The sequence below is a fragment of the Reichenbachiella sp. genome (assembly GCF_039941815.1).
Lineage (GTDB): Bacteria > Bacteroidota > Bacteroidia > Cytophagales > Cyclobacteriaceae > Reichenbachiella.
The window spans coordinates 257608-278487 of the sequence record NZ_JBDVDW010000023.1; the positions used below are offsets into that span (position 1 = coordinate 257608).

20 protein-coding genes are annotated in these 20880 nt (G+C 41.6%); 17 read left to right on the forward strand and 3 right to left on the reverse strand.

The window, feature by feature from the left end; genetic code table 11:
- Positions 1 to 63: 63 nt before the first annotated feature.
- From ABJF11_RS04375 to ABJF11_RS04400, 6 genes are all read left to right on the forward strand, one after another.
- Positions 64 to 891: an AraC family transcriptional regulator gene (locus tag ABJF11_RS04375; RefSeq protein ID WP_348118307.1), complete on the forward strand. Its 828-nt coding sequence runs from the start codon at positions 64 to 66 to the stop codon at positions 889 to 891.
- A gap of 55 nt (positions 892 to 946) precedes the next feature.
- A complete protein-coding gene (locus tag ABJF11_RS04380; protein ID WP_348118309.1) occupies positions 947 to 1357 on the forward strand; it encodes a DUF1761 domain-containing protein in 411 nt (136 codons plus the stop codon).
- Between the two features lie 10 nt (positions 1358 to 1367).
- Complete coding sequence (locus ABJF11_RS04385; RefSeq protein WP_348118311.1) at positions 1368 to 1898, forward strand: DUF5655 domain-containing protein; 531 nt, start codon at positions 1368 to 1370, stop codon at positions 1896 to 1898.
- Positions 1895 to 2785, forward strand: a complete 891-nt coding sequence (locus ABJF11_RS04390; protein ID WP_348118313.1) for a hypothetical protein — start codon at positions 1895 to 1897, stop codon at positions 2783 to 2785. The genes ABJF11_RS04385 and ABJF11_RS04390 overlap by 4 nt, the downstream gene beginning before the upstream one ends.
- Before the next feature lie 215 nt (positions 2786 to 3000).
- A complete protein-coding gene (locus tag ABJF11_RS04395) occupies positions 3001 to 4821 on the forward strand; it encodes an HNH endonuclease (protein ID WP_348118314.1) in 1821 nt (606 codons plus the stop codon).
- Positions 4809 to 5219 carry a DUF2262 domain-containing protein gene (locus ABJF11_RS04400; protein ID WP_348118317.1) on the forward strand — a complete coding sequence of 137 codons (411 nt, stop codon included), beginning with the start codon at positions 4809 to 4811 and terminating at the stop codon, positions 5217 to 5219. The genes ABJF11_RS04395 and ABJF11_RS04400 overlap by 13 nt, the downstream gene beginning before the upstream one ends.
- Positions 5220 to 5412: 193 nt before the next feature.
- On the opposite strand, the gene ABJF11_RS04405 is transcribed toward ABJF11_RS04400, so the two are convergent.
- The 3 genes from ABJF11_RS04405 to tilS form a co-directional block, all read right to left on the reverse strand.
- On the reverse strand, positions 5413 to 6339 hold the full coding sequence (locus ABJF11_RS04405; protein WP_348118318.1) for a malate dehydrogenase: 927 nt from the start codon (positions 6337 to 6339) through the stop codon (positions 5413 to 5415).
- Between the two features lie 171 nt (positions 6340 to 6510).
- Positions 6511 to 7035 (reverse strand): cyclic nucleotide-binding domain-containing protein, encoded by a 525-nt coding sequence (locus tag ABJF11_RS04410; protein WP_348118320.1) that lies wholly within the window; start codon positions 7033 to 7035, stop codon positions 6511 to 6513.
- The gene (gene tilS / locus ABJF11_RS04415) at positions 7028 to 8368 is read right to left on the reverse strand and encodes a tRNA lysidine(34) synthetase TilS (RefSeq protein WP_348118321.1); all 1341 of its coding nucleotides are present in this window, start codon (positions 8366 to 8368) and stop codon (positions 7028 to 7030) included. Before tilS ends, ABJF11_RS04410 begins: the two co-directional genes overlap by 8 nt.
- A gap of 151 nt (positions 8369 to 8519) precedes the next feature.
- Here tilS and ABJF11_RS04420 point away from each other — a divergent pair, with 151 nt between their 5' ends.
- The 11 genes from ABJF11_RS04420 to ABJF11_RS04470 all read left to right on the forward strand — a co-directional run bounded on the left by ABJF11_RS04420 (position 8520) and on the right by ABJF11_RS04470 (position 20855).
- Positions 8520 to 10196, forward strand: a complete 1677-nt coding sequence (locus ABJF11_RS04420; RefSeq protein WP_348118322.1) for an OstA-like protein — start codon at positions 8520 to 8522, stop codon at positions 10194 to 10196.
- 86 nt (positions 10197 to 10282) lie between these two features.
- On the forward strand, positions 10283 to 11089 hold the full coding sequence (bamD, locus tag ABJF11_RS04425) for an outer membrane protein assembly factor BamD (RefSeq protein ID WP_348118324.1): 807 nt from the start codon (positions 10283 to 10285) through the stop codon (positions 11087 to 11089).
- Between the two features lie 2 nt (positions 11090 to 11091).
- A complete protein-coding gene (locus ABJF11_RS04430; protein WP_348118325.1) occupies positions 11092 to 11415 on the forward strand; it encodes a DNA-directed RNA polymerase subunit omega in 324 nt (107 codons plus the stop codon).
- Positions 11416 to 11426: 11 nt separating this feature from the next.
- Positions 11427 to 12629, forward strand: a complete 1203-nt coding sequence (coaBC, locus tag ABJF11_RS04435; protein WP_348118327.1) for a bifunctional phosphopantothenoylcysteine decarboxylase/phosphopantothenate--cysteine ligase CoaBC — start codon at positions 11427 to 11429, stop codon at positions 12627 to 12629.
- Complete coding sequence (locus ABJF11_RS04440; RefSeq protein ID WP_348118329.1) at positions 12610 to 13518, forward strand: DUF4835 family protein; 909 nt, start codon at positions 12610 to 12612, stop codon at positions 13516 to 13518. Before coaBC ends, ABJF11_RS04440 begins: the two co-directional genes overlap by 20 nt.
- A 110-nt stretch (positions 13519 to 13628) precedes the next feature.
- Positions 13629 to 15284 carry a DNA repair protein RecN gene (gene recN, locus ABJF11_RS04445; RefSeq protein WP_348118331.1) on the forward strand — a complete coding sequence of 552 codons (1656 nt, stop codon included), beginning with the start codon at positions 13629 to 13631 and terminating at the stop codon, positions 15282 to 15284.
- Positions 15285 to 15357: 73 nt separating this feature from the next.
- A complete protein-coding gene (locus tag ABJF11_RS04450; RefSeq protein WP_348118333.1) occupies positions 15358 to 16170 on the forward strand; it encodes an SDR family oxidoreductase in 813 nt (270 codons plus the stop codon).
- Between the two features lie 153 nt (positions 16171 to 16323).
- A complete protein-coding gene (ispE, locus tag ABJF11_RS04455) occupies positions 16324 to 17145 on the forward strand; it encodes a 4-(cytidine 5'-diphospho)-2-C-methyl-D-erythritol kinase (protein WP_348118335.1) in 822 nt (273 codons plus the stop codon).
- 42 nt (positions 17146 to 17187) lie between these two features.
- Positions 17188 to 17571, forward strand: coding sequence for a VOC family protein (locus tag ABJF11_RS04460; RefSeq protein ID WP_348118336.1), 384 nt, complete (start codon positions 17188 to 17190; stop codon positions 17569 to 17571).
- Between the two features lie 98 nt (positions 17572 to 17669).
- Positions 17670 to 18470, forward strand: a complete 801-nt coding sequence (locus ABJF11_RS04465) for a hypothetical protein (RefSeq protein ID WP_348118337.1) — start codon at positions 17670 to 17672, stop codon at positions 18468 to 18470.
- Positions 18471 to 18635: 165 nt separating this feature from the next.
- Positions 18636 to 20855: a helix-turn-helix domain-containing protein gene (locus ABJF11_RS04470; RefSeq protein WP_348118338.1), complete on the forward strand. Its 2220-nt coding sequence runs from the start codon at positions 18636 to 18638 to the stop codon at positions 20853 to 20855.
- Positions 20856 to 20880 lie beyond the last annotated feature (25 nt).

Consider the following 20880-nt stretch of genomic DNA (forward strand, 5'->3'; position numbering starts at 1 on the left):
ACAATTATTTTGCAAGTTGCTCACCATGTGATTATCTTTCTTATTTAGCATAAATGAGCAACAATGCAGTTTGAACCACATGTCCTGAGTGCCCCATTGACTGATCATATCGAGTCAATATTTCATTTCAAAAACTTTGAACCAGACCACTCAATTGAGCGAGTGGTGCCCACTGGACACGTATTTATCATTTTTGAGTTAGACGACTTTGTTAGAAATACCTTCGACAACGACACTTTAAAGCCTAAAGAAAGTTTTACCAAGGTCTGGATTTCTGGAATGCATCGCAATTATATATCCATTTCCTCACATCAAAAATCAGAGATGTTTGTGATACAATTCAAGCCATTTGGTGCATATCCATTTTTCCACTTCCCACTAGAAGAACTGACCGGAAAAGTAGTGCCTGCAGAAACAGTCCTGGGAAACGAAATTCTGGCACTGAGAGAATCTCTCTACAATACGGATGAGAACTCAGATAAATTTCAGCTGGCCGAAAAATGGCTCCTGGATAGGTTTGACGAACAAAAACGACCGTCAAAGGACCTTTTGGATGTGGCGAGCAAACTTCAAGAAGTGTCTGCCGCTGGAATCAATGATGCCATGACTTCATATCCCAATACACAAAAGCATCTCATCGATCAGTGCAAGAAATACCTCGGTCTCACACCCAAATATTTTCATCGAATAATAAGATTCAACGAAATGCTGGTTCTACTAAAAGAGCAGAAAAAAATACAGTGGTCACAAGTAGCCTATCAATGCGGGTATTCAGACCAATCCCATTTCATCAAGGAATTTAAGCACTTCTCAGGCTTCAATCCACAGGAATTCATAGAAGAACATCATAAGGACGAACCAAATTTTTTTCCACTAGATCGCGAAGGTTAATTTTTTACTATATCGACTCTGCCGCTCGTGCTAAACTTGTTCAAAAACTAAAAACATGGATTTAACCTCATCATTAGGAGCCGTATCATGGCTCGCATGTATCGCCGCCGCAGTTTCCTCATTTTTTGTAGGAGGCTTATGGTATGGCCCTTTGTTTGGCACCGCCTGGATGAAGGAATTCAACTTTACGGAAGAAGACCTTAAGAAAAGAAACCTTCCCAAGACTTTTGGACTTTCACTGTTGCTCTCGCTTATAGCGGCGATCACGCTGGAAATGTTCATTGGCCCCGAAGCCAATACAATGTTTGGCTCAATCGCTGGATTTCTTGCTGGATTTGGATGGGTATCCACCATGCTGGGTATTTTGTATCTATTCGAAATGCAGTCTTTGAAAGCCTATCTGATCAATGCTGGATACTGCGTAGTCGCACTCACTCTGATGGGGGCAATATTAGGAACATGGTAAAATATAAATAATGGAACAAGGATTATTAGATAAAACTGGAAAGTCACTTGAGCATTGGATTGATGTGGTGATGAAAGCTAAGATCGAAAAACATAAGGCCATCATTGATTTTTTAAAATCTGAACATGGCTTCACCCACGGTTATGCCAATTTCGTAGCCCTTAAAGCAAGAAAATCGGACGCTGGGTCACAAGACGCAGTAGACCTGCTAGAAAATCAATACAAAGGAAAAGAGGTCTTACGTCCCATATACGAAAAACTCGTAGTCGCCATAGAAAAGTTTGGATCCGATGTCACAAGGACGCCCAAAAAGGATAGCGTCAGCATGATACGCAAAAAGCAATTTGCACTGATCAAACCAGCCACGAAATCCCGAATTGATCTGGGTTTGAAATTGAAAGATAAACCAGTGGGAAGCAGACTAGAAAACTCAGGACCTTTTGGTACGATGTGTACTCATCGAGTAAAATTGTCATCTGTGGATGAAGTTGATGATGAACTCATAGGCTGGTTGGAAGAAGCTTATCAAAAGGCAGAATGATGAAACGCTGGGAAGGTTGCATTATGATCCTTTTATGGCTTGCCAGTTGTCAATCCGGACAAGGGCCGTTGGAAAGTCATTTGGCTTATCAGTTGCCCAAAGAAACCACTGGACCACAGCTATTTGCCTCTGGCCTGATCAGAACCAATAATGGAATCTGCTTTACCAATGATGGATACACAATAATAGTCTCGTTGCCTACAGAGAGGAAGTTTTCCAATGGAAAGGCCATCATGGCACTGCTGCCCTATGATTACAAAGATGGCAATTGGCAGAAGGGGACTCTTGCTGGACTTGACCATGGGATAGATGCATACCATCCTGTGCTGAATACAGGTAATGACACCCTTTTCTTCAATTCGAGATATGATCCGGAAGCGCCCGATACAGCTAGACCCCATGATATATGGTATTCAGTGAAACAAGAAAATATATGGGGTTATCCAAAGCCGCTCGGGGAGATAAATTCTACAGCCTATGATTCCTATCCATCCGTTGCCAGAAATGGAAACTTGTACTTTAATTCTGACCGGGAGGGAGGCAAAGGGGGCATGGATATATATGTGTCAGAATATAAAAATGGCACTTATCTCTTACCAAAGCCACTGACATCAATCAACTCCGTTGAAGTTGAAAACGATTTGGTTGTCGACCCACAGGAAAGATTTATCATTTTCAATCGGTATATCACCAGCTCTAACTCCATTGATCTTTACATCTCTCACAACTTGGATGGGAAGTGGTCCAATCCAGAACCACTCAACACTGTCAACAAGTCTGATCAATGGGAGCTCACGCCAACACTCACGCCAGACGGGAAATATTTTTTCTATGAGCTGGAGGGCCAAATCTGGCAAATTAGAATATCAGAGTTGATCAATATTTAATCAAAATATCCAGATACATTTTTTCTGATTTCTAGGCTATGGTCAGATTACATTGAGTGGATTTGTTTTCAATTATCAAATCATGAATCAGAACGAAACCGATAGTTGAAAGTTCTAGAAGATCGGTGTTGTTTCTTTTGCCTAAATCTATTAATATTATAAAAGCGCATCTATGGTTCACTTCTGTGATGTCGCATTTTTTTTGACCAACCTAAATGAACACACGATCTACCAAAGAACATGGAGGAAAGTCTCGATCTGTGGCTAATAGATTGGCTCAGGTTAGATCTCAGTCAAGTGCCTATTGGGATGGTTTGGAGCAGAACTCTCAATTTGTAGTCCAAAATAAGCTCCAGGAGTTGGCAGAAGAGAGCTCTCTTTATGATAAAACGCTACAGCTGCAGGCTCTTGCAGATAATATCACGCCTGCGAGTCTAATAAGTTCATACAACAAAGAAAACAAGACAGGACTTCCTAATTCGCTCAAAACCGGCATAGAAAGCCTCTCAGGATATGCAATGGACGATGTGAAGGTGCATTTCAATTCAGACAAACCTGCTCAACTCAATGCTTACGCATTTGCCCAAGGAACTGAAATTCATATTGGCTCAGGAAAAGAAAAGTACTTGCCCCATGAAGCCTGGCATGTCGTGCAACAAAAACAAGGCCGCGTACAACCCACCAAACAATTGAAGGGAAAGATAAATGTGAATGACGATGCCAATTTAGAGCGTGAAGCAGATGTGATGGGTGATAAGGCGATGAGAGCAGCTAATACTAATGTGGGACTTGAAAATGATAGTTCGGATGACACATCAGCACTAATCAATGGTTCACCAATGTCCAGTACAATTCAAGGGTATTTCGATGCTAATCATTCAATGGAAATAGAATTGGTAAGAAGATATGTGGTTCAAGAGAGGCCGGATATGCTGGAAGAATTTGATCGAATAGCTGATGATGATCGTAGCGAGATTGGACTAATTGATTGGATTTCCCAGAATTTTGGATTTGAACATATCAATGAAGTATTTGATTGGGAAAATGGAGCTCAGGGTGGAATAGGCGAAATTGATTATGGTTTGGAAGATGGAGGCATTGAGGAGAGTGTTGAAGCATCTGATGAAAACGTATGGGCTAAGTTTTTACAGGACACATCTAGCGATGAAATTAGAACATATGTTGGCGTATTGCCAGACTTGGATGTAGATATCAGCGGGCTCATGGCTGGCGTTGTTGCAGCGATCAATGGTGGTCAAGTGCCTATGGAGCTTTTGGAAGCTCAGGTGTTGGGGGCACTTCAGGGACTTATGCCAACAGAAGGCGATGATTCTGATGCGATGCAAGGTGATGGACATGACGATGAGCCGGCGGGAGTAGGTGCCACTGAGTTAATTGAAACAGAATATCTCCAAATGGATTATTGGAAGGCTACAGATCCTGGCTGGTTGGAATCCTTGTTTATGGATTTAGGCGTAGTTCAGGAATTTGGTGAGCAGGTAGGACGTGCTACCTTTGAAAATTGGTTAAGTGCAGGAGTAATGACGAGAGCACAAATCAGGGAAAAGGCCGCGGAGATTGCAGCTCAAAGTGGATCTGATGATACTGCGCAGCCAATGCAATTTGCCAGGGGTGCAGGTCCTTCGGGACCAAAAAGTTATCCCACCTCGGCACGTGGACCCTATGTTGGGGTTCAATATACTAAGGATGACGATGGTTACTTCAAATTTACCGCTCCTACCCAACAGACCGTTTGGAAAGACCCTACAGAAGGAGCAATCGTTGATATGGAATCAGGATACACTAAAACTGGATATGGGTTGTTGAAAGATCAAAAAACGGTGGTGGAATTAAAAACGGCTACGCGTAGTCAACACTTCTCAATTGCGAATCGAATAACAGGCCAGGCCGGTTCAGGAAGTCCTGCTAATTTCACGTGGCATCATTTGAAGGAGAAGTATAAAATGATTCTGGTAGACCGAGAAGTACACAGAAAACATGGACATAACGGAGGGGTATATCTATGGGACCTGTAGCTAAATACAATGAAAGGTTGGGGGCTTTTCAAAGTAAGCATTTGGTAGGAATCGAATATATTCAAGTGGATGTACATGGTCCCGAGAATATGGCCAGAGAGATACATGACAATACAGTCGATCGTGGAATAAAATATCTCACAAGCCGCTACAGCCAATTGCTCACTGCAATCAGCAATGAATTACTTGAAATCAAAAACGACGGCTGGCTTCGTAAGAACGAAGCACCGCTGTCTGAAAAAAAATTCAGATTGCTGATTACGCCAAGGCGCATTGAGTTGTTTGAAGATGGCAGTATAGAAATTGGCTGGAAGGATGGAGGTACTTTCTGGGGACATGAGATCGTACTGCGAACAGATAGCAATCTCACCCCAAATTGGATAGATATTGAAGGCTAATCTCTGATCGCATTTTTTACAAAGATCAATCTTCTAAAACCTATAATCTTCTTCCGCTCACAGGACTTATTCAATGTTTTTTTGATAGAAAAAACAAAAAAAACTCCCGTCTGATTGATCAAACGGGAGTTTGTATTTGGGACTTGCCCGATATATTTTGCTTTTGGCTTATTGAAATCAGAAAGCTGGAAGTTTACATTTCCAATGCTTCATTCATTTTTCTAACGGCCGCAGCGCTTGCCTCGAATTTTGCTTTTTCATCATCGTTCAAATCCAGCTCGATGATTCTTTCAATACCGTTTCTTCCAAGGATCACCGGTACGCCAATACAGATATCTTTTTGTCCATACTCACCCTCAAGGTAAACAGAACATGGCATCATGATTTTTTTATCTCTGATGATCGCTTCCACTACTTCAGCACCAGCAGCTCCGGGAGCGTACCATGCAGATGTACCGAGAAGTCCAGTCAGAGTAGCTCCACCTACCATGGTGTCAGCAGCCACCTGCTCCATTCTCTCCGCAGAGATATAGTTAGATGCAGGAGTCGCGTTGTAAGATGCCAATCTTGTCAACGGAATCATTGTTGTATCCCCATGACCACCGATGACCATTCCTTTTACATCGTTAGGATTGCAATCTAGCGCTTCGGACAATCTGTATTTGAACCTCGCACTATCCAGTGTTCCGCCCATGCCAATTACTTTGTTTTTGGCCAATCCACTTGTCTTAGCAGACAGGTAGGTCATAGTATCCATAGGATTACTGATAACCACTAATACGGCATCCGGAGAGTGCTTCACCAAATTCTCTGTCACAGTCTTTACGATTCCTGCATTGGTACCGATCAACTCTTCTCTGGTCATTCCAGGCTTTCTTGGAATCCCCGAAGTGATCACCACCACCGACGAGCCAGCAGTCTTTGAATAGTCACCTGTAGTACCAATGACTTTGGCGTTGAATCCATTGAGAGTGGCACATTGGTTGAGGTCCATAGCTTTGCCTTCAGCAAAACCTTCTTTGATATCCAGGATCACAACTTCATCGGCCAATTCTTTCATGGCTACGTACTCAGCTACACTGGCACCTACGTTTCCGGCACCTACTACAGTTACTTTCATCTTGTTTGTATTTTATAATTCTAAAAAAGGGATCATATTCTGGCGCAAAAATAGCCAATAATTGCTCTTTATGGGACAAAAAGAATGAATTCTTCGGTAGAATTGATGCTACGACTTTTGGAAATTTGTGATGCGAAATGCTCGTCAGTGACTTTGAATGAGATGCGTGCTCTATACTTTGCCCAGATAGACCTTACTCAATTCAAAAAATCCAAAATGAGACTTGTAAGTTTTGAACAGCTGTGCGGTGTACTCATTATATACCTCTGCAAAGGCTGTCATTACTTTAGCCCTTACTTCAGGGTGATCATTCAATATTTCAAGTAAGTTGATTTGAGGAATTACATACAGCTGAGCCTTTTCTGATGTGACCGCAGAGGTATAGATACGTTTGGCGCTTTCTATTAGACTGTTGTCACCAAAAACCTGCCCTCTATAGGCCTCAGCTAGTTGCTCGAATCGATCATTTACATCTATAGAGAGAGAGACAGAACCACGATTGATTAAGTAGAGGGCATGACTTGGGTCGCCAGCAAAAAATACTACCTCATCCTGCTGATAGTCGCGGAGGTACATATACGGCAAAAAGAGCCCCAACTCGTCTTCATCCAACTTTTCAAAATGACGTGTCTGAGCCAAAAAAGCTATCAGGTCTAATTCTTCCTTGCTGTATTTCTTCTTGAATGGATTAAACATGGTCGGTCATTTTAATGATCAATACGTGTTTGGTCTTAGGTGTGATTTTGAACCGATCGTCTATTCTATGCCCAGCAATCCAGATGATATCTTGGTTGGACTCAAAGACCAGAACACGCGATTTCAAGTTTACGGGAATTTTCTCATCAATCATAAAATCACTTAGCTTTTTTTTGCCCTTCATACCTAGTGGGTGAAAGACATCTCCCTGCTGCCAATTTCTAAGCTTTAGTGGGAATTCAATTTTGTCTGCATCCAGGTAAGCTTCGTTTCTATTCTTTGTCCAACCGTCAGTGGTTTCGGTTTTTTCAAAAGTAAAATTGGCTACAGCGGTAGATAGTTCTTCATCCTGCTCATTAATGACGAGGTCCACTATGGGCTGGTCATCATTTGGCAATATTATTAATGACTCACGGTCAATACCCAGTACATATTGACTGGAGAAAAATTGTTTACCTGAGGACTGAGTGTCTATGGCATCACTGATAGAAGCACATTGATTTGAATTAAATCCATAACCTTTTAAAAGTTCCGTCAGGATTGCCAGACCTCCTTTTGACTCCTCATACCAGCTAAGAGATAGTAGTTCATTGTCAAGATTTTTGATCATGTATTTAGCCTTGATACGCTTGCATTCTACAAGTAGCAGTTTTTCCAGTGCATCAAATCTTCGGCTTGTATTCAACAGGGTACGTTCCAGAGCTGGATTGATCTCCTTGAGTGGTGGTACGACCCGATGTCGGATCAAATTTCGGCGATATTTATCGTCCTGATTGGAACTGTCCTCGCGCCATTCGATATTATGTTGCATGGCATATTGCTCGATTTCCTCTCTGGTCGCAAAGAGTAGTGGTCTTCGGATGTTTTCTATTTTAACAGGGATTCCTCTAAGTCCAGCTACTCCGGTGCCCTTTGTCAGATTGTAGAGCATGGTTTCCAACTGATCATTGGCGTGATGAGCCGTGAGAAGATAATCGAAGCCCTTATCCTTCATCAACTCAGAAAACCAGTCATATCGTAATTCTCTTGCAGCCAACTGCGTAGACAGTTTTTGCTGTTTAGCGTAAGCCTGTGTTTCGAATTTTTTATGGTAACAACTAATACCATTTAGTTTGGCATAAGACTGCACGAAAGCTGAATCCTGATCGGACGCTAGTTGTCGGAGTTGAAAATCACAATGAGCAATCGCAAAAGTATGGCCGCTGGCACGGATCAGGTGAGCCAGGACCATAGAATCGAGCCCGCCACTGACAGCCAATAGGAGCCTGTCATTGGGGCCAAATAACTTTTGCCTTCTTATATAATTTTCAAAATGTTGGCCGAGTGCAGTCACCGAAACGAATTTTTGATCAAACTTAGTTTTTTTTCGTTAGTCAAGCGAAATATGATTTATTGATTTAGACTGAAAAAGTAGATTGGCCCTTGACTTCATTGCATATGAATCTCAAGGATTCGATGTAGCTTTGCCCACATATTTTTACACTATGCGAATAAAGTTTTTGTTCTTGATGGTTGGTGCTCTGATTTTAGCCACTCCGGCATTGGCTCAAAAGGGAGAAAAAATCAAATATAAAGCCGATCGGCTAACGAATGTCAGGAGCGGTAAAGTACGTTACAAAAAACTACTTCATAATGTAGTTTTCACTCAGAAGTCTACCACAGTATATTGTGATTCTGCATACTTCTATTCACGAGCCAATGAAATGGAAGCCTTTGGTAAGGTCCGAATTGTGGATGATTCGGTCACGATCACCTCAAAGAAGCTGATCTACAAAGGCAATGAAGGCATGGCGCTGCTACGCAAGGACGTGGTCTATAGAAAAGGAAGCAAAGTACTCTATACAGATATTCTGGATTATAATTTGATTACCGAAATCGGAGAATTCAAGGAATATGGCAAACTGGTAGACGAACAGAATACGCTGACTAGTACCTACGGAGTATATCATTCGAAAATAAGCCAGGCATATTTCTTCAAAGATGTGTTATTGGTTTCACCTGAGTTCAATCTTAGAGCAGATACGCTGGAATACTCTTCCATATCAAAAGTAGCCGTCACCAAAGGTCCCACCTATATTGAAAATAAAGACGGTACCACTGTGGATGCAGATGGTGGACGGTTCAGGACGGCACAGGATCAAACAACTTTTGCCGAAGGCACGATTGAAACACGAAACTATATTGTAACTGGCGATGAGCTTTTTATCGATGATAAGAAAAAATTCTATACGGCAGAAGGCAACGTAGTGATGACCTCCAAAAAAGATGATATCATCATATTTGGAGACAAAGCAGTGTATGATAAAAAGGCAGGCATCAGTCATGTCTATGGTCGGCCTTTGATGAAACGTGTCATGCGACGTGATACCTTTTTTATGTCTTCCGATACCCTGGTGTCTATTGAAAGTGTCGATAAGGACAAAGAAAGGATACTGGCCTACTACAATATATTGATGTACAAGCGTAATATGCAAGGCAAGTGCGACTCGGTCGCCTACTTCTTGTCCGACTCCACCATCCATATGTACAAAGACCCGGTGCTATGGAACAAATCCAGCCAGATGGTATCAGATAGCATCGATCTACTATTCAAAGAGGACATTCTGGAGACTATGACCTTACGGAAAAATGCATTTCTGATCTCTATTGATACCCTGGGGCAACACAATCAAATCAAAGGCAGAAAAATGGTGGGTCACTTCAATGAGTTCGGGGACATACAGACCATGGACATCAACGGCAATGGTGAGAGTCACTATTTTTTACTCAAAGGTGACAGCCTGCTGATAGGGATGAATAAAATATTCTGTAGCGCCATGACCCTGCGTTTTGGTGACAACCTTATGAAAAACATTTCATTTTACACGCAGCCCGAAGCTAAGTTTATCCCTCCGCATGAGCTCAATGAGGAGGATATGTTTCTTGAAGGATTTGACTGGCGCGAAGATGAACGACCGGAGCTGCACGATGTAGCTACCTATTATGCGAGCAAGTCTGCTCTGCCAGTGGATCAAGATGAACTAAAAGCTAAAGCAAAAGTGTTAATTGAAAACAACAAAGATAAGGTGGAAGCGGGTAAGATGATGTTAGATAATGTGAAGAGCGAAGAAGCCTTGAAGCAACTAAACACTGCTCGGGATCATTTACAAGAAGAGCGCTAGATAATGCGTAAAGCGGTTGTATCTCAGCTCAAAAAAAATTGTTGTATTTAAGGTAAAGAAGCTATATTTGCACGCTTATGCGAAAAATGAGGTTTTTAGGGAATTTTGTGCTTGTTTTAGTCGCTGTTTTGGCGATCTCCTGTAGTGAATTTAAAAGACTACAGAAAAGTACAGATTGGCAGATGAAGTATGAAGCAGCTCTTCGCTACTATGAAGAGGGGGAGTATTACAAGGCCAGTGTTTTGTTTGATCAGGTGTTGCCGATCATCAAAGGAACCCTTGATGCAGAAAAGGCAAGTTTCTACAGAGCCTATTCCTATTTCCACCAGAGACAGTATATACTTAGTGGCAGTTACTTCAAAGAGTTTGCAAGAATCTACTCCAGGAGTGATTGGGCTATAGAAGCAGCTTACATGTCTGCTTATTCGTCATATCTGCAGTCACCAGACTATAATCTTGATCAAAGCAGTACCTATACAGCGATCAATGAGTTTCAGGCATTCATCAACAGAAACCCGTATAGTGAATATGCCGAACCTGCGACGAAATATATAGATGAGCTTCAAAGAAAGCTTGAAAAGAAGGCATTTGAAAATGCCAAACAATATCATAAACTTGAAAGGTGGCAAGCAGCAAGAGTTGCTTTCGAAACCTTTGCTGATGAATTTCCGGATTCTAGGCTAAACGAAGAGATTCTTTTTTATGCCGTCGATTCTGAATATAGCTATGCAAAGCAAAGCATCAGATCGAAGCAGAAAGAAAGATATGAAAAGGCTATCGAACTCTATGAGAAGTTAGTCGACAAATATCCAAACAGCGAGTTCTTGAAAAAGGCAGAGAAGTTCTATGTGAACTCACTGGAAGAAACGAAAAAATTATCTAAAAATTCATAATAATGGCGGTCAAACCATCAATTGTAACAAGAGACATCATCGATTTGTCAACCAATACTGGCAACATCTACAAGTCTTTAAATGTAATTTCAAAAAGAGCGAGACAAATCTCTTCTAATGTAAGAGAAGAGTTGAGCGGGAAGTTGGCAGAATTTGCATCTACAGTAGACAATCTGGAAGAAATCTTCGAAAACAGAGAGCAAATCGAAATTTCTAAATTTTATGAAAAAATGCCTAAACCTACTATCGTAGCCATCGAGGAATTCAACGAAGGAAAAATTTTCGTGAGAGATGCTGTGAAAGAAGAAGGTGGCATAGAAATTTAATTGAGCCCCCAATGCTAGAGGGGAAAAAAATATTACTAGGAGTATGCGGCAGCATCGCCGCATACAAATCCGCACTTTTAGTCAGACTCCTGATTAAGGCAGGCTGTGAAGTACAAGTCGTGCTGACAGCTCCAGCCAAGACTTTTGTAACGCCGCTTACACTAGCCACACTATCAAAAAATCCAGTCTTATCAAAATTTGAAAAAGACGATCAGGGCCAATGGGAAAATCATGTGGAATTAGGGCTATGGGCTGATCTGCTGGTCATAGCACCAGCCAGTGCCAATACAATCAGTAAAATGGCTCATGGTCTGTGTGACAATTTATTGACTGCCGTTTACCTATCCGCCAAATGCCCGATAATGCTAGCTCCTGCCATGGACTTAGATATGTATAGGCATCCTGCTACACGAAAAAATCTTGAAACTCTACAGTCATTTGGTCACTTAGTACTCGAAGCAGAACATGGCGAGTTAGCCAGTGGTCTCGTCGGAGAAGGAAGAATGGCAGAGCCAGAAGCCATTTTTGAAAAAATAGAAAGCCTGCTAAGTAAAAAAAAAAGATTTGAAGGGAAACAAGTCCTGATTACTGCAGGCCCCACCTTCGAAAAGATCGACCCCGTAAGATTTATTGGCAATCACTCCTCAGGCAAAATGGGTCTTGCTTTGGCCCATAATATGGCAGCAGAGGGTGCAGAGGTAAAATTGATTGCAGGACCCGGGCAATACAACATAGAATCAGATCTGATCTCCCTAATTCGTATTTCGTCAGCTGACGAGATGTTTGCACAAGTAGATTCACATTATTCTACCGCCGACATTGCCATTTTCGCCGCCGCAGTGGCAGACTATAAACCTGCGGTACAAGCAAAGGAGAAAATCAAGAAGTCTGATCAGACGATGACCATCGAATTGGTGAAAAACAAGGACATCGCAGCGGAAATGGGCAAGCGCAAAAGAAAAGATCAAATTAATATTGGGTTTGCATTGGAGACGGAAAAAGAGGAGCAATTTGCCAAAGAGAAAATGAGCAAAAAGAACTTCGATCTCATTGTACTCAATTCACTAAATGATAATGGCGCTGGATTTTCTGTGGATACTAATAAAATTACTATCTTCAGCGTTGATCAACCACCAAGACCTTTTGAACTAAAATCAAAATCAAAAGTCGCAGCTGACATTGTTAATTGCATTCATGAAAAAATCCATTCCTAATTTCCTAATACTTGCCTGTCTCACCTTTGCTTGCTTTCCTGCCTTCGGTCAGGAGCTGAATTGCCAGGTACGAGTCAATTCGATTCAGATCGAATCTACGGAGCGTAGAGTTTTTCAGGAAATGGAGGTTGAGTTTGCCAAATTTTTGAATGACCGTAAATGGGCCGATGAGCGATTCGAAAACAATGAACGAATTACTTGCGGTATCAATATCACCCTAGAGTCACAGCCTTCATTAGGAAATTTTGCCGCCACTGTACAAGTCATAGTCGCACGCCCAGTCTACAACTCTTCGTATGAAGCCGTATTGCTCAATTTTGCCGACAGAGATTTTAATTTTGAATACACCGAATCGCAACCACTGGATTTCCAACCAACAAGCTTTATTTCCAACATTACATCCATGCTGGGCTATTATGCCTATATGATGCTTGGTTATGATTATGATTCATTCGAGCCACTCAGTGGACAAAAATACTACGAAGCAGCCTGGGCTGTGGTCAACAACGCACAGCAATCAGGCTATGGGGGATGGGATCAATTCAATAGCATTAGGAACCGATATTGGCTAGCCGAAAACAGTATAGATCAGACCATGGAACCCCTTCGTGAGGCCATGTACGAGTATCACATCAAGGGATTGGATCTAATGAGCGAAAACCCAGATGAGGCTAGAACGAATATTCTTGAGGCCCTAAAAAAAGTACAGGCTGCCAATAAAGCGAAACCAAGATCAATTTTGGTCATTGCTTTTATGGATGCCAAACTGGACGAAATAATTGGAGTTTATTCAAATGGAGATTTGGCCCAACGGAGAGAAGTATTCAATATTCTCAAAAGTATTGATCCAGCTCGAACTGACGAATTTCAAGAAATTCTAGATAATTAGCCCGCGAACTTTTTTCTGGTTTAAAACTTTGAAAAATATAAGCTTCGTCATATCCTGAAAGTTTTTATTTTTGACCTCATTTTGCACCTATTAAGAAGGATGACCAGTTCATGATTTCCAGTTTATCTATAAGTAACTATGCCTTGATCCGAAAGCTCCGTCTGGAGCCAGATGAAGGACTGAATATCATCACGGGTGAGACAGGAGCCGGTAAGTCCATTATGCTAGGTGCCGTGGGTCTACTGCTGGGAAATAGAGCCGATACTAAGGCCCTGCTCGACAAGGATACCAAATGCGTGGTCGAAGGAGAATTTGATATCTCCAGACTTGGGCTCGAAGGCCTCTTTGAAGAAGAGGACATCGACTTCGAATCGCAAACGATCATCAGAAGGGAAATCAACCCTAAAGGCAAGTCAAGAGCGTTTATCAATGACATGCCCGTCACGCTGGAAGTATTGAAAACGATCGGCCTACGACTGATCGACATTCATTCTCAGAATGAAAGTATTCAACTTGGAAACAAGAGCGTCAAGATAAAACTACTCGATGATTTCGCTCAGTCTGCCAAAGAATTACAACAGTTCCAATCTGATTTCACCTCCTTTACAAAGCTATCTAAACAGCTGATTGAGCTTCTCGAAAGAGAGAAAAGCTCTAAACAGGATGAGGACTATAAGAAATTTTTGCTCGATGAATTGGTCAAATCTGAATTGAAGCAAGATGAGCAGTCTGAGCTGGAAGAAGAACTGCAGGTGCTTGAGCATGCAGAAGAGATCAAACTCAAATTGACACAGATTTCATCAGAATTTGATGGGAGCGAACCATCGATCAACGATAGACTACGAGAGGCAGTAAGTGTGCTTAAAAACATCTCAGGGTTTACCAGGGAGCTGGAAACCTTAAGCTCAAGATTTGAATCCGCTACAGAAGAGATTGTAGACATTGTGAGGGACGTGATCAATATTCAGGACAGCGTGGAGCACAATCCCGGTAGAATAGAAGAAGTCAGCCTTCGGCTCGATCATTTATACAAACTACAGCAAAAGCACAAAGTGGGAGATGTAGCTGCGCTGATGGAAATTCAAACCAAGCTTGAAAAAGAAACAATAGGTACGATCCAATTGGAAGAGGAGATTTCGAGATTGAAAGAAGAGAAGGATCGGTTGGAACGCCAAATGATTCAATCTGCAGAGACACTTTCTGAAAAGCGCAGAAGCCAGATTGATGTTTTTTCAACTTCCCTCAACGAATTACTGGCAGAAGTAGGAATGCCAGATGGCCATGTTGAGTTTGTATACAAAAGAGCAGAGCCTTGGAAGTTGGGGATCGATGAGATTGAAATTCTCTTTAGTGCGAATAAAGGAATCAAGCCCGAACCTGTAGGCAATGTGGCCTCAGGTGGTGAGTTTTCCAGACTAATGTTCTGTATAAAATATCTGCTTGCCAGCAAGACTGCTATGCCGACTGTGGTATTTGATGAAATTGATACCGGTGTGTCTGGTGAAATAGCCATGAAGATGGCCAATATGATGAGACGAATGTCTTCAAATCATCAGATCATTTCCATCAGTCATTTACCACAAATAGCAGCTAAGGGACAAGCTCACTATTATGTCTATAAAAACAACGAATCGGCGAAGGCAGAAAGTATGATTAGAAAACTTGAAGCAGAGGATCGACTCGAAGAAATAGCCAAAATGATAGGCGGAGAAAACCCTTCGGAAACTGCACGTAACAGTGCCAGAGAGCTGATTGAGATGAAATAAATTGTGCGCAAAGTGCTACTCTTACCAGAGTGGTTATCTTTGCTTTTTTTAAACCAATAAGATACTATATCAAATGTCTAATAATCTATTAAAAGGAAAAAGAGGAATCATCTTTGGTGCTTTGGACGAGAATTCAATTGCCTGGAAAGTGGCGTTGAAGGCGAAGGAGCAAGGAGCTACATTTACTTTGACTAATGCGCCAATCGCATTGCGAATGGGTGCCATCAATCAACTCGCTGAACAGTGCGGCTCGGAGGTGATACCTGCAGATGCTACTTCAGTAGAAGATCTTGAAAATCTCTTTTCAAAATCTGTGGAAGTTTTAGGTGGAAAATTGGACTTCGTATTACATTCTATTGGCATGAGCCCGAATGTAAGAAAAAATAAAGAATACAATGATTTGAACTACGACTGGATGCTCAAAACCATGGACATCTCAGCCATTTCATTTCATAAAGTGATGGCTGTAGCCGAGAAGCAAGATGCCATGAATGAGTGGGGATCAATTTTGGCACTGACTTATATCGCCGCGCAGCGAACCTTCCCAGATTATTCTGACATGGCGCAGGCCAAATCTATGCTCGAATCCATTGCCAGAAGCTATGGAGAAAGATTTGCCAGATTGAAAAAGGTAAGGGTAAACACCATCTCGCAATCTCCAACTATGACCACGGCTGGATCAGGAGTAGGTGGATTCGATGTCTTCATGGACTATGCCGAAAAGATGTCTCCATTGGGTAACGCGTCTGCAGCAGACTGTGCAGACTACTGCGTGTCGATGTTCTCTGATCTGACCAAAATGGTAACCATGCAAAATCTGATGCATGATGGTGGGTTCTCTTCATCGGGAATTACCGCCGATGTAATCGAGCAAATGAAGAAGTAAAACTTGAATAAAGCGATCGTATCAAAAAATATACGTCATTGAGAACATCCTGAAGTAATCTCATGGTTTGATTAGTTTTCAAAATTTGAGATCATTTCGTTTCCTCGTGAAGACAGACCATTGTTTTTTGATGCGATCTATTCCAATACATCAATGATAGCCTTCCCAAACGCAAAGATCAATATTGGTCTAAACATCACTTCAAAAAGAGAAGACGGCTATCACAATCTTTCCTCCTGTTTTCTTCCAATAGAATGGAAAGATGCTCTGGAAATCATTCCCGCAAATGAGTTTGAATTTGCTTCATCCGGATTGCCTATTCCGGGTGACCAAAGCTCGAATCTTTCTGTACTGGCATACGAACTGATCAAGGACAATCATCAGATCTCGCCAGTGAAAATGCACCTACATAAAACGATCCCAATGGGTGCAGGGCTAGGAGGAGGGTCAGCCGATGGTGCCTTTGCACTCAAACTGCTCAACGACCAATTTGAGCTAAACCTTTCTCAGGCTCAGCTTGAAGAATACGCTTTGACACTCGGCTCTGATTGCCCTTTTTTCATTGATAATCAGCCAAAACTCGTCACCGGCAGAGGTGAGGTGATGGAGCATGTATCAGTTGATTTATCAGGCTATTCGATTGCCTTGGTTTCTCCCGGAATACATATTAGCACCAAAACAGCATTCGCAGGCATCACTCCGCAAGATCCAGGATATGACTTAAAGACTATTCTAAAGCGGCCACCAAACGAATGGCAAGGAATTGTAGTCAATGATTTTGAAAAAACAGTCTTTGGTTCACATCCGGAAATCCAGCAAATCAAGGAATCACTGCTAAACTCAGGGGCTGACTATGCATCTATGACAGGCACTGGCTCAGCAGTATATGGGATTTTTGAGAAAGGAAGAGATTTGGATCAGGTAATGACGAGATTTGAGCAGTTTGACACTTTTACCTTTTCTTGTCCTATCTAATATTTGATTTATCAAAAAAAAAACAAAATTCAACAAGCCTGCATGCTAAAATCAATCCATCATATCGCTATTATTTGTTCGGACTATCAGAGATCGAAGGCTTTCTATGTGGAAATATTGGGACTTGAAATCATCAACGAAGTTTACCGCCAAGAGAGAGAGTCCTACAAATTGGATCTGGCGCTAAACGGCAAGTATGTTCTTGAACTGTTTTCATTTCCCGATCCACCCAAAAGACCCTCAAGGCCAGAGGGCACGGGCCTTCGTCACCTTGCCTTTCAGGTCGAGGACATAGATTCAGCGGTTGAGCAGCTATCACAAAAGGGAATCCGGACCGAACCCATTCGGATCGACGAAAATACCAATAAGAAGTTTACTTTTTTTGCAGACCCGGATGATCTGCCCTTAGAGTTATATGAGGGATAAGGCGTATTGGAGTAAGACTTCATAAGAAAGCTTTATTTTAGCTAGAGAACTAAAAATCATGAATGAGCATTGTTATTCATAATCTGAAGTGATAGAATATGACACGAAAAATACCTGTTGGTGTTAATAGACGGTTGAGCTGGGTAATATCAGCCCTTATGCTCACCATGGTCAATTCAGTGGCTTTGGCCCAATTAAAAAACTATAACACCGAAGTGGACATATGGTTGCCCGGTCAGATCAAACTATTTGATGGTACTGCGGTAAAAGGTAATATCAACTACAATTTCATCACAGACTTATTGAGCATTCAATTCGCTGATAGCACTTCCAAATCTTATACGGCAAAGAAAGCCAGTTATTTTGAAATGAGAGAGGCTGATAATCAGCTGAAAAAATACTACTCTTTGCCATTCGAAGTACGGAAGAACAAGGACTTGCAAAACGTATTTTTTGAAGTGGTGCATGAAAGTCAATCTGTCGCCATCTTGTCCAGGCACGAATATGACTATGCCATCAGAGGGACTCCAAGTGGTCAAAATAGTGCTTCGGTAGAGGTGGACCGAACTGTTGAGATGGAGAAAGTCACTGAGGTATTATATATAGCATCTAATAAGGGCGAGATTCTGGAATATGCAAAGAAAAAAAAGGACAAGTCGTCAACATTGGTCTATGATACAGAAAATAATTTGAATAATACCAAATATGGAAATAGCAGAACAAGGAGATATGCAGGAGGCACATACAAGGTCACGAATGTAGAAGCACTAAATGTGATAGGTGGGGAAAAGTATGATGATCTGGTCAAGGAATGTGAAGTTCAAGGGCAGAAGCTCAATACTATTGAAGGGCTCACCTATTTTGTTGATTATTGTTCTCAACTTGAGGAGAATAAGTAGCTGGCATATTACATTGCACACTGTTGCTTTTTGCACGTTTATGTTGACTTCCCCGTCAACTGGCTTTATCGGTTCAGAAAATGTGCCGATTTATTATAAAATTTATCCCTATTTCAGCACCCGCTAACTTAATTATAGAACCTTCCAACCAAAATATTCTGATTGATGAATAAACCGATAGAAATAAACTCCCAATTCGAACTGGCCGCTAGCTACGTCAACACGACTAATGAGCATTTGTACCTTACCGGAAAAGCTGGATCCGGGAAAACCACCTTTCTGAAGTACATCAAAGAAAATTGTCATAAAAAAACAGTAATAGCTGCTCCGACGGGAGTGGCTGCGATGAATGCAGGTGGAGTTACTTTGCATTCATTATTTCAGCTGCCGATGGGTAGTTTTATGCCAGATCAAAGTTTGTCAGGAGACGAGTACGGAGAGTTTTTCGATAAAAAAAAGCTGCTCAAATACCTTAGGCTGAATAGTGCCAAAAGAGAATTGTTGCGAGATTTGGAATTATTGATCATAGATGAAGTTTCGATGCTGAGGGCTGATTTGCTTGACGCAATAGATGCCATATTGAAATCAGTAAGACGGAATAGCTGGAGTGGATTTGGAGGCGTGCAAGTACTCTTCATTGGCGATTTATTTCAATTGCCCCCAGTGATCAAAAACAATGAATGGTCAGTACTGCAGAAATACTACAAGACGATTTCATTTTTTGATGCGAAGGTCCTTCAGGATTCACCCCCGATCTACTTAGAACTCAAGAGTGTTTATCGTCAGAGTGATCAAAAATTTATCGATCTTTTAAATAAGATTAGGAATGATAAAATGGATAGAGGGGATCTGGAATTGCTAAATAAGTACTACAAACCAGATTTTGAACCTGAGAAAAAAGGCGAATACATTACGCTCACCACGCACAATAAGAGGGCAGATATAATCAACGAGGAGCAGCTGGGAAAGCTAGAGGGTGCGACTCACTCTTTCCAGGCCACTGTGACAGGTGATTTCAATGAAGCTACCGTGACTGCCGAAACGGATCTTAAATTAAAGAAAGGGGCACAGATCATGTTTATCAGAAATGATAAAGGAGAAGACCCTAGATATTATAACGGTAAAATTGGTTTGATCAAGCAAATCGATCAAGATGACATCGTGGTGGTTTTTGCAGATAGTAAGGATGAGATCTTGGTTGAGAAAGAAACATGGGAAAACAAACGATACAAGCTGAATAAGGAAACGGATGAACTCGATGAAGTAGTGAAGGGTACTTTCACACAATATCCGATTCGTTTGGCTTGGGCAATCACTATTCATAAAAGTCAGGGACTCACCTTCGATAAAGCCATCATAGACGCTGGTCAGTCGTTTTCGCCTGGACAAGTGTATGTAGCACTTAGTCGGTTGACCTCTTTGGATGGATTGGCGCTTTACTCAAGTATTTCGGATAGCTGTATTCGTAGTGACCAGGCAGCGATAGATTTTAGTACCAGAGAGCAGTCCGCAGAGGACTTACAAACTCAGCTAAAGAGCGCCCAAATATCGTATGTCAGTGCGTTCTTGTTAAAAGCCTTCGACTGGAGCAAGTTGAAATGGGGGATTAAGGATTTCTTCGAGAATATGGAAGAAAAGAGAATCCCAGAGAAAGATAAGGCAATTAAGATGATTTCAACCATGCGAACGTGTGTAGGGAAGCAGGAGGAAACCGCAGGAAAGTTCGTCAGCCAACTAAACAGCATGCTTCCGGAAGCACATGATGATAAATACCAGCAGATCAAACTTAGAGTAAAAGCGGCTACAGATTACTTTAAAAATACGCTGGATCAAGAAGTGCTGAGTCCATTGTCAAATCACTACGATTCACTGAAAGTGAAGTCCGGGGTGAAAAAGTATATGCGTGAAATTCACGAACTGATATCGCTGGCAAAACAGAAACAGTTCTTGCTAGAAGAAATGGCATTGCTCACAGAAGGATTGTCTCAAGACAAAAAACTTCCCCACCTGCTAACCGAAATGGCAAAAAGAAGAAAAATACAACAGCAAGCGGTGGAAGAAGAAATTAAGAAATCTAGTAAAAAGAAAGTAAAAGGAGAAAGTCAACTGTTGAGTTTGAGTATGTACAAGGATGGCAAGACGGTAGAGAAAATAGCAGAAGAAAGGAGCTTGAGCCCAACCACAATTGAAGGACATCTAATGAGTTTTATTGGTACAGAATTTTTGCTGAGCGAATTTGTCAGCGAAGAAAAGATTGCACAGATCAAAGAAGTCATGAAAACGATAGGAGCAGGTGAAGGCACAAATGCAATCAAGGCAAAGCTAGGTGAAGAATTTAGCTATAATGAAATCAGAGCAGTATTGAACCATGAGAATCAGGCCTAGTGCGATCCGATAGATACATTGAAGT